Raw genomic sequence first — 8860 nt, 5'->3', positions numbered from 1 at the left:
CGTGGGCTCGTTGAGCCATGTATTAAGCCGCTCGCAACCAGCGAAACCATTGATGGTCGGCCTCTCGCCGGGCCTTGAAGCGGTCGACGCATCTCTTGGAGCAAAGGGCCGTTCGCCAGCAGTAGTAGCGGATCAGCCCGAACCTCCACCGCATACCGCGCAGCACTTTACTGAACCGTGGTGCGAACCTATGAGAGCTGTTGCGCATTTCTCGCCACCTGTCTGGATTACGTGGATAGCCCCCTTCCTTCGCTGCAACGCCACGCTCGCACGTGAAGTGCGGCGCCGGCGATGCCTAGTCTCGCGGCTTATACAGACACCGGGCGCAAGAGTTTGAGCTCTGAATTGCCGTGTCTTTCGCCAAGGAGGCGCTCCATCGGCGTGTTTCCCCAGCCAAGTATTGATTGCCAAATCTAAACGATATTTCGATCTTGATTTATGCAATGAGCTACGCGTTGATGCTTAAATCCCGCGTGCCGGCGGCTTTTATCGACGGAATTCAACTGAGCCGATGGAGTTCATACAGCAACTCGTCTGGAGTTATAAGCACCACCGTCTTTGTCCTTACGCGGTCAAAGGGCGACCCGCCGGTTCCCGCTTACTAAACGCCCCAAGCCCACTTTAAGCTAGCGCATCGGCGGCATCTCTGATGCCGACGTAGATTTCATCAAGATCTGCCCCTGTGGCGCAATATGGTGGCATTACATAGATCGTATTGCCGAGCGGGCGCAGCAGCAGATTTCGTTCTTTGAAGAAAGCCTGAAGCTTAGGACCGACCCCGCGAGATAGCCTGCATCCGTCGCTTTCAGATCGAGCGCTGTAATCGTGCCGGTCCGACGGACGTTTGAAAAGTGCGGGTCGCCGCGGAATTGCTCAGTTGCCTGCTCTTGCATCGCCGCGACTGACGCCAGGCGTTGGCGACATTCCGGATCTTGCCAGAGATCCAGGCTGGCCTTTGCGGCGGCGCAGGCCACTGGATTTGCTGTATATGAACTCGAATGAAAGAACGTATGCGTCCAATCTTTCAAATAGTGCGCGTCGAAAATATCCGCGCGACAAAGTGTCACCGCGAGTGGAAGCGCTCCTCCCGTGAGGCCCTTCGCATAGCAGGCGATATAGGGGGTGACATTAGCTTGCTCGCAGGCGAATAGTGTTCCGGTGCGACCCCAGCCTGTCATGACCTCATCGGCGATGAACAGGACGTCCGACGCCTCGCAGATCCGCTTCATCTCTCTTAGCACCCACGCCGGGTACATCAGCATCCCACCTGCCCAAAATCAGTGGCTCCACAATAAAAGCGGCGGCCATTTCGTTTCGGCAGCCGACTCGAGCGCGTCCAGCGTCGCCTGTTCATGACCTCTCGCCGGGAACGGGATTGACGTAACGTCGAACAGCATGGGCGCGTACGGCGCGTTCAATACCCTCGGGCACCGACCGACATCGCTCCAATTGTGTCCCCGTGGTAGGAATGTTGCATCACGATAATGGATCTTCGCTGTTTGCCGATGTTGTGCCAGTAAGTGACTGCCATTTTTAACGCCACTTCCACGCTGGTCGAGCCACTGTCCGAGAAGAAGACATGCTCTAGGTCATCGGGGGCGAGTTTCAAGAGTTGCGTAGCAAGCTCCTCCGCCGGTTCGTGGGTGTAGCCTGCGAAGATGATCTGGTTGAGCTTGCCTGCCTGTTCCTGGATGGCGCTCACGATATGTGGATGACAATGACCGTGCGTCACCACCCACCAGGATGATATGGCATCGATAATTCGACGATCATCGGCGGTGTGGAGATAAGCGCCATCTCCCCGCGCAACTTTTGTCATCTCCTCTTCGAGCGCATGTTGTGTGAACGGACGCTAGATCGGCGACTTCGGCTTCGTCGTCATTGCTTGAATTGATCGGCAAGGAACGAGGTTTTGAACGCGGCCTGCAGCGTGTCAGCCGCGAGGGGAGACAGCCAGGGCAATCGCCCCAACCAACGCACCCGCCCAATCTCGCGAATTGCGATCTGGGTCTCAGCATTTGGTTTCCCAATGAAGGCAATCCCAAGAATGGGGATCTGGCGCCTTCGCAGAGCCTCTATCGACAGCAGCGAATGATTGATGGTGCCAAGTGCCGTGCTCGTGCAAAGCACGACCGGAAGCCGCCATCGCTCGAACACATCAATGTAGAGTGTATCGCCCCTCAACGGCACCATCAGGCCGCCAGCGCCCTCAATCACCAACGGTCGCTCCCCGGTGTCTGGCACGTTGAGCGAATCTGGCTCGATGCGAACTCCGTCGATTTCAGCGGAATAATGGGGCGAAACGGGGGTTCGAAGTCGGTAAAGCTCCGGCATGATGCGATCGGGGGAGAGACCGCCGAGCCGTGCGACGAGCTCGGTATCAGTCTCTCCTTCGAGACCGGCCTGAATCGGTTTCCAATAGTTGGCGCCGAGGAGATCGGCGAGCCCCGCGGAAAACACCGTTTTTCCGATTCCGATGTCTGTGCCTGTCACCACAATCCGCTGACTCATCGAGCTTCACCTCTGGTCTCCTCGAACAGAGCATCGAGCATTGCACGCACGTCATCCTCCCGAACGTTGAGCGTCAGTGAAATTCGCAAACGGGCCGTGCCCGCCGGCACGGTTGACGGCCGGATTCCGCGGATATCGAACCCGCGAGCCTGCAGTGCGGAGGCGAGCCGCATCGCACGCGCGTTGTGGCAAACGATGTACGGCACGATCTGCGAGACCGAAGGACTTCGCCAACCGCGCAAACCCATCTCCCGATGCGTAAACGCGACCAGCTTGGCCAGACGCTGCTGTCGCTCAGGTTCATCTTGCAGTATTAAGAGTGCCTCCCGCACAGCGACGGCCATCAAGGGTGACGGCGCGGTGGCGAAAATGAACGGACGACAGCGATTGACCAAGAAGTCGCGCAGCACGCGTGTGGCAGTGACGAGCGCCCCGGCAGCGCCCAGCGCCTTGCCGCAGGTATAAACGACCAGGAGTTTTTCGCGTCCCCCATAGGGTGCGGTGAGCCCTCGTCCCTGCTCGCCGTAAACGCCTGTGGCGTGAGCCTCATCCCCTATCAGGAACGCGTCGTACCGGTCCGCGATCGCGACCAGGCCTTCGAGCGGTGCGAAATCGCCATCCATGCTGTAGAGACTTTCGGCCACGATCCAGACCCGCCCCGTTCCGCCGTCGGCCCGCCAGCCTCGAATTGTATTTTCGACCGACTGGGGGCCGTTGTGGGCGCTTATCCGAAAGTCGGCCCGGCCTGCCCGCACGCCTTCATGAATACTCGCGTGCACGAGAGAATCGAGAATAAGCAAATCGCCCCGCTGCGGCAGCGTTATCACGACGGCAGAATTTGCGACATAGCCGCCGCCGAAGAAAAGTGCCGTCTCAGCCCCAAAGAACTGCGCCGCTTCTGTTTCGAGAGTTTCGTGTTCGTCACACAGGCCGCGACCCGCCGGCTCCGATCGGTGTGCCGGCTTCCAGCGCGGCGTAAACACCCTTTTCATACGCGGCGCGCTCGCCAGCGCCAGATAATCCTTCGATGCGAAATCAATTCCTGCGCGCGGCTCGAGGCCACGCAGTCGGTTGTCTTCCTTCAGGGCATGCAAGGCAGCGGCGTAGTCGCCAACTTTGCCCGCGTGGTGGATTGAATACATTCTTCACTCGCACAGTAGCGGTCGATCTCGCGATGGTTCTGATGGTAGAGAGGAGCACAAGCTTCAGCATCGGCCACTTGGCTTAAAACCTGGACAAGATGCGATTTTCCCGGTCAACTATCACAACGCTCGGGCTGAACGCTTTTGCTTCCGCCTCATCAAAGGAGGCATATGCAACGATCATAATTTTGTCGCCGGGCATCGCGAGTCGCGCAGCCGCGCCGTTCAAGTCGATGGTGCCCGACGCCCGGGGCGCTTCGATCACATAGGTGCTGAAGCACGCTCCGGTTTCGATGTTGTAGATTTCGACGCGCTCGTTGACCAGGACTCCTGCCGCGTCCAGCAGCCCACGATCAATCGAAATCGAGCCATCACTGTGCAGATCGGCTTCAGTCACCGAGGCGCGAAGGATTTTGCCTTTCATCAAGGTAATTTGCATCTATCGCCTACACTGGAGTTTGCGCACAGCGTGCTCGTTGGCTGCTGCACTCAGGCAAGACCGGGCGTGATGCCGAGACGGTCCAACAAATTCACGTCCCGGTCGCGCTGCGGGTTTTTGGTGGTCAAGAGCACGTCGCCGATAAAGATCGAATTCGCGCCGGCCAAAAAGCACAGCGCCTGCAGTTCATCCGTCATATAGTGCCGTCCGGCGGCCAACCGCACCACGCTTTTCGGCATCATGATTCGGGCGGTCGCAACCAGGCGCACCAGCGCGATCGGATTGGGACGCTCCGAGGTTTCATTGACTGGCACGCCCTTGACCCCGTTCCACAGGTTGATCGGCACGCTTTCCGGATGTTTACGGAGATTGGCGAGCAGCACGAGCATGCCGAGCCGGTCCTCGAGGAACTCGCCCATACCGATAATGCCTCCGCAGCAGACCTTGATGCCGGCCTCGCGCACATGCGCAAGTGTGTCGATGCGGTCCTGCAAGGTGCGGGTGGTGATGATCTTGCCGTAGACCTCCGGCGAGGTGTCGACATCATGATTGTAGAAGTCGAGCCCAGCCTCGGACCGCCGCGCCGCCTGCTTCGACGTCAGCATCCCGAGCGTGACGCAGGTTTCCATGCCGAGACCTTTAACCGCGCCAACCATTTCGCAGCTTGATCGAGATCGCGGTCCTTTGGGCTGCGCCAGGCCGCGGCCATGCAGAAGCGGGTCGCGCCGGCGTCCTCGGCGGCTTGCGCGGTGGCGACCACATCGGCGCGATCCATCAAGTCGGGTCGCTTTCAGGCTGGTGTCGTAATGCGCGCTCTGCGAGCAATAGCCGCAGTCTTCTGGACAGCGACCAGTCTTGATGCTGAGCAAGCTTGCCGTTTCGACGTGGTTTGGATCGAAGTTCTCGCGATGAACGCTCTGCGCCTGGAACATCAGATCGGCAAACCGCAGGCTATAGAGTGCGGCGGCCTCGGCGCGCTGTTGCTTCTGTCATTCCGTTCTACTCCCACGGCAGCAATCATAAGTCTCGCCTTCCTTATCAATAGATAATCGTGGCGATTATCTATCATGCGGCCGCCGTTCCTACCTCTTTGCCTCTCCAACATGAAACATAACCGTAAGCCGACGCCAAAAGACCGCGGAAGTGTGTACGGATTGCAGAAATTCTGCAAAACGAGCGGGCCTTATGCCGATCATCGACGGCGGGCAATGATAGATGATCTATCATGACTGACGAGAACACGACGATTGCGATGCGCATTTCGCAGTCAATCGGTGAGCGCATCATCAGCGGCGCGCTGCAGCCAGATGTCCCACTCCGGCAGGATCATGTCGCGCGGGAACTCAATTCCAGCCACGTCCCGGTGCGCGAGGCTTTTCGGCAACTGGAGGCCCGACATCTTGTCGTCGCTGTGCCCCGTCGCGGTTTGCGGGGTGCCCCGCTCGACACTAATTTACCGAAGAAGATCGCCGAGATGCGTGCTGCGCTCGAAGTAGTCGCGTTGCGCAATGGACACATCCGCCCATTTGGCACGGATCGAGCTCGCCCTGATCGCAGCAGACAACGCCCAGACCGTTCAGGAGTTTGAGACGGCGAAACCGCCGCTTTCACCACGCGCTGGTGGCGCCCTGCGCGATGCCGCGCCTACTCGCGAGCCTTGACGGACTACAACTTGCAAATTCACGATTGGTGTTCGCGATGGCGCGAAGTGTCGGTTGGCAACCACGGTCCAACCAGGATCACCGCCTGATTCTGCAGGCACTGCAAGCGCGCAGGGTCGATCGAGCCTGTAACCTGCTCGCACGCCACATTCAAACGATTGAGCGCCTTGCCCTTCCCGCTTGCTGAGCAGAAAATACAATCTGATGAGCTTCGTTGAAACCCGCAAGCGATCGCAAGAGTGCCAAACCACCGACCGTCTCGCCGAGCGACACAGCGGCCGGCGATAGAGTTGCAGCGGGGTCGATCCCAAGATAGTTATGCGACGTAGTTCCGATATCATCCCAACGGGTCACCCATGATTCGTCACATCGTCTTGTTCACCGCCAAGGATAAGCTCCATATCGACCAGATCATCGAAGGCCTATCGGTACTCACTACAATCCCCCATGCACGCCGGCTCGAGGTTGCTCGCAATCGCAAGACCGACCAGCTCGGCAACCATGTCGACGTAGTCGTCTATGGTGAGTTCGACAACGAGGCGGAGCTCGCAGCTTACAAGGCGCATGATTTATACCAGGAATCGATCAGGCGGGTACGCCCCCTCCGGGAGCTACGGTTCGCGGCGGACTACAATGTATCAACAGATGCGGGTTTGTGCTCTACGGCAGCGAAGAGCTAAGTTACTCGGCGCACTGTGTCCCCTGGCGGGGGTTAATCTGACAATCGATCTCAACAGCTTGCGGATCCCAGACGAGCGTCGCTCTCGTTTCGGTCGGGATCACAATCGGAGCACGCCTCACAACACGCCAGTCGTCCGTGACTGACAGTCCCATGCACCTCCGCGAGCTGCAGTGGATTGAGCCGGTCACAGCGATGCGATGTCTCGCGCATCGAGCGCACCTCACCTTTTTCGATAGCGCAGCAAGGCATGAGTTGCTCGGGCGCTACTCATATCTGACCTGCGATCCCTTCAGCACCTACATGATTGCGGACGGACAGGCGAGTTGCAATGGAGAGGCTCTCGTGGGCGATCCTTGGGGAGTTCTTCGCACCTTGCTCGCCAAGTATCCCAAGAGCATCGTCCCGATCTCCCGCCGTTCCAGGGAGGTGCAGCCGGGTTCTTTGGTTATGATCTGAACAGGACTCTGGAGCGATTGCCGCGGGCAGCAATTTCCGGTCAACGTTTGCCGCAATCCATCCTGCATTTGTGTGACGTGGTACTTAGCTACGACCACCGTGACGATAGATGCTGGGTCGTTTCTACCGGATGGCCGGAGCAGGATCCCGCACGCCGCGCCGAGCGCGCGCGCCGTCGAGCCAACGAGTTTGCAGCAGCATTGCTTGCGCGCCCAAAGAGTTCGGGGAACGAAGCCCCCGGCCGAGCTGCCGCATGGCGTTCGAACTTCGGCCGTGAAGGCTACATTGCAGCGGTACAGCGCGTCATCGACTTGATTCTGGCTGGAGAGATCTTCTAGGCTAACATTGCGCAGCGCTTCAGCGCCCGCCTGTCGCCCTCATTTGATCCTGTTGCCTTCTACTGCCAATTGCGGTCATTGAACCCGGCACGCTTTGCAGCGCTCCTGCGCTATGGCAAGCTCACCATTGCATCGAGCTCGCCGGAACGATTCTTGAGGCTCGACGGACGACAGGTCGAAACGCGCCCCATCAAAGGCACGATCGCGCGTTCTGCTGATTCCAAGGAAGACCAGCGTCGCGCTGAAATCCTAGTCGCGTCCGAGAAGGATCGTGCCGAGAATACTATGATCGTCGACCTCATGCGCAACGATCTGTCGCGCGTTTGCACTCCACATTCGATCGACGTGTCATCGCTGTGCGGCCTCGAATCCTATGCCTCAGTGCACCACCTCGTATCGATCGTTACGGGTGAACTTGCAGGAGACCAAGACGCCGTTACGCTACTTCGAGCTTGCTTTCCCGGCGGCTCCGTTACCGGGGCGCCCAAGGTGCGATCGATGGAAATTATCGCGGAAATCGAGCGGGCGGCGCGGAGTGTCTATTGCGGGGCGATTGGCTTTATCGGCTTCAACGGGCACATGGACACGAATATCGCGATCCGCACTATCGCGATCGACGACGACCTAGCCGTGTTTCATGCGGGTGGCGGCATAACGGCGATGTCGGATCCAGACGCCGAATACGAAGAGACGCTCGCCAAAGCGCAGCGAATCTTTGACGCATTTCGTGCTGAAACATCTGGTGCATTTTGATTGTCATCACCGACAACTACGACTCGTTCGTCTTCAACATTGCGCGCTACTTCCGCAAGCTTGGCGAACCAACGGAAGTGATCCGGAACGACGAGGTCAGCGTCAGCGATGTTGCCGGCCTCAAGCCACGCGCAGTGGTCATCTCCCCCGGACCCTGCACCCCAAGTGAGGCCGGAATATCTACGGCCGTCGTCCGCGAACTTTCAGGTCGGGTCCCAATTCTTGGCATCTGCCTCGGACACCAGTGTATTGGGGGCATTTTCGGAGGACGCGTGAAGCGCGCAAGACGGCCTATGCACGGTCGGTCCTCTTAACATAACGCATGATGGCCGAGGGCTGTTCAGCCAGCTCCCATCCCCACTTTGCGTTGGCCTCCATCATTCTCTTGTTGTTGAGTTCGATGAGTCATGCTCGCCGTCTCTCATGGTGACAGCGCGTTCGTGGGAGGGCGAAATCATGGCTCTGGCAATTAGCGACCAACCAACCTTTGGGGTACAGTTCCATCCGGAATCAATACTCACTCAACAAGGGCACGTGCTGCTGATGAATTTCTTGCGGCTCGCGCGATGACCGCTGGATGCTGCCGGATCGCTGCGCGACGTGCGATCAACGCAGCAGAGGGCCTAACGGCTGCGGTCACCCAATATTGTTGGAGTGGAGCTATTTATCTTCGAAGCCGAAGTACACATGGTTTCGCCAAGGAAACACGCGCGCAGCTCAGGACCGCGACAGCACGGTCTTCTCGTGCCAATGACCTGCCGCTGAACTTTCATCCATTGGCGATTAGAGTCTCGGCGGATGTTACGCCGTTTGGCGCGGGGTGAACAACGTGCGATTGGCGGAGCTGGTCGGGGTTGCGCAGCCGGTCGCACGTTGCG

Annotated in this window: 4 protein-coding genes and 5 pseudogenes; 4 read left to right on the top strand and 5 right to left on the bottom strand. The window is 58.7% G+C overall.

Translation table 11 applies throughout. The features are described 5' to 3' along the window. Positions 1 to 621: 621 nt before the first annotated feature. From ACIPUD_RS39350 to bioB, 5 genes and pseudogenes are all read right to left on the bottom strand, one after another. Positions 622 to 1819, bottom strand: a pseudogene (locus tag ACIPUD_RS39350) (adenosylmethionine--8-amino-7-oxononanoate transaminase). Between the two features lie 59 nt (positions 1820 to 1878). Then, on the bottom strand, positions 1879 to 2511 hold the full coding sequence (gene bioD / locus ACIPUD_RS39345) for a dethiobiotin synthase (RefSeq protein ID WP_446482934.1): 633 nt from the start codon (positions 2509 to 2511) through the stop codon (positions 1879 to 1881). Further along, a pseudogene (locus ACIPUD_RS39340) lies at positions 2508 to 3653 on the bottom strand (8-amino-7-oxononanoate synthase). The gene bioD and the pseudogene ACIPUD_RS39340 overlap by 4 nt, the downstream one beginning before the upstream one ends. Positions 3654 to 3735: 82 nt before the next feature. Beyond that, the gene (gene panD / locus ACIPUD_RS39335; RefSeq protein ID WP_446482933.1) at positions 3736 to 4092 is read right to left on the bottom strand and encodes an aspartate 1-decarboxylase; all 357 of its coding nucleotides are present in this window, start codon (positions 4090 to 4092) and stop codon (positions 3736 to 3738) included. A 50-nt stretch (positions 4093 to 4142) separates the two neighbouring features. Then, a complete protein-coding gene (gene bioB / locus ACIPUD_RS39330) occupies positions 4143 to 5024 on the bottom strand; it encodes a biotin synthase BioB (protein ID WP_446482932.1) in 882 nt (293 codons plus the stop codon). A 293-nt stretch (positions 5025 to 5317) separates the two neighbouring features. On the opposite strand from bioB, the pseudogene ACIPUD_RS39325 reads away from it, so the two are divergent. The 4 genes and pseudogenes from ACIPUD_RS39325 to ACIPUD_RS39310 all read left to right on the top strand — a co-directional run bounded on the left by ACIPUD_RS39325 (position 5318) and on the right by ACIPUD_RS39310 (position 8552). Next, positions 5318 to 5940: pseudogene (locus tag ACIPUD_RS39325) on the top strand (GntR family transcriptional regulator). 169 nt (positions 5941 to 6109) lie between these two features. Beyond that, a complete protein-coding gene (locus tag ACIPUD_RS39320; protein WP_446482931.1) occupies positions 6110 to 6433 on the top strand; it encodes a Dabb family protein in 324 nt (107 codons plus the stop codon). 152 nt (positions 6434 to 6585) lie between these two features. Beyond that, a pseudogene (gene pabB, locus ACIPUD_RS39315) lies at positions 6586 to 7982 on the top strand (aminodeoxychorismate synthase component I). Beyond that, a pseudogene (locus ACIPUD_RS39310) lies at positions 7979 to 8552 on the top strand (anthranilate synthase component II). Before pabB ends, ACIPUD_RS39310 begins: the two co-directional pseudogenes overlap by 4 nt. Positions 8553 to 8860 lie beyond the last annotated feature (308 nt).

The sequence above is a fragment of the Bradyrhizobium sp. CAR08 genome (genome assembly GCF_052871955.1).
This window is presented reverse-complemented; position numbering and strand designations above follow the sequence as displayed.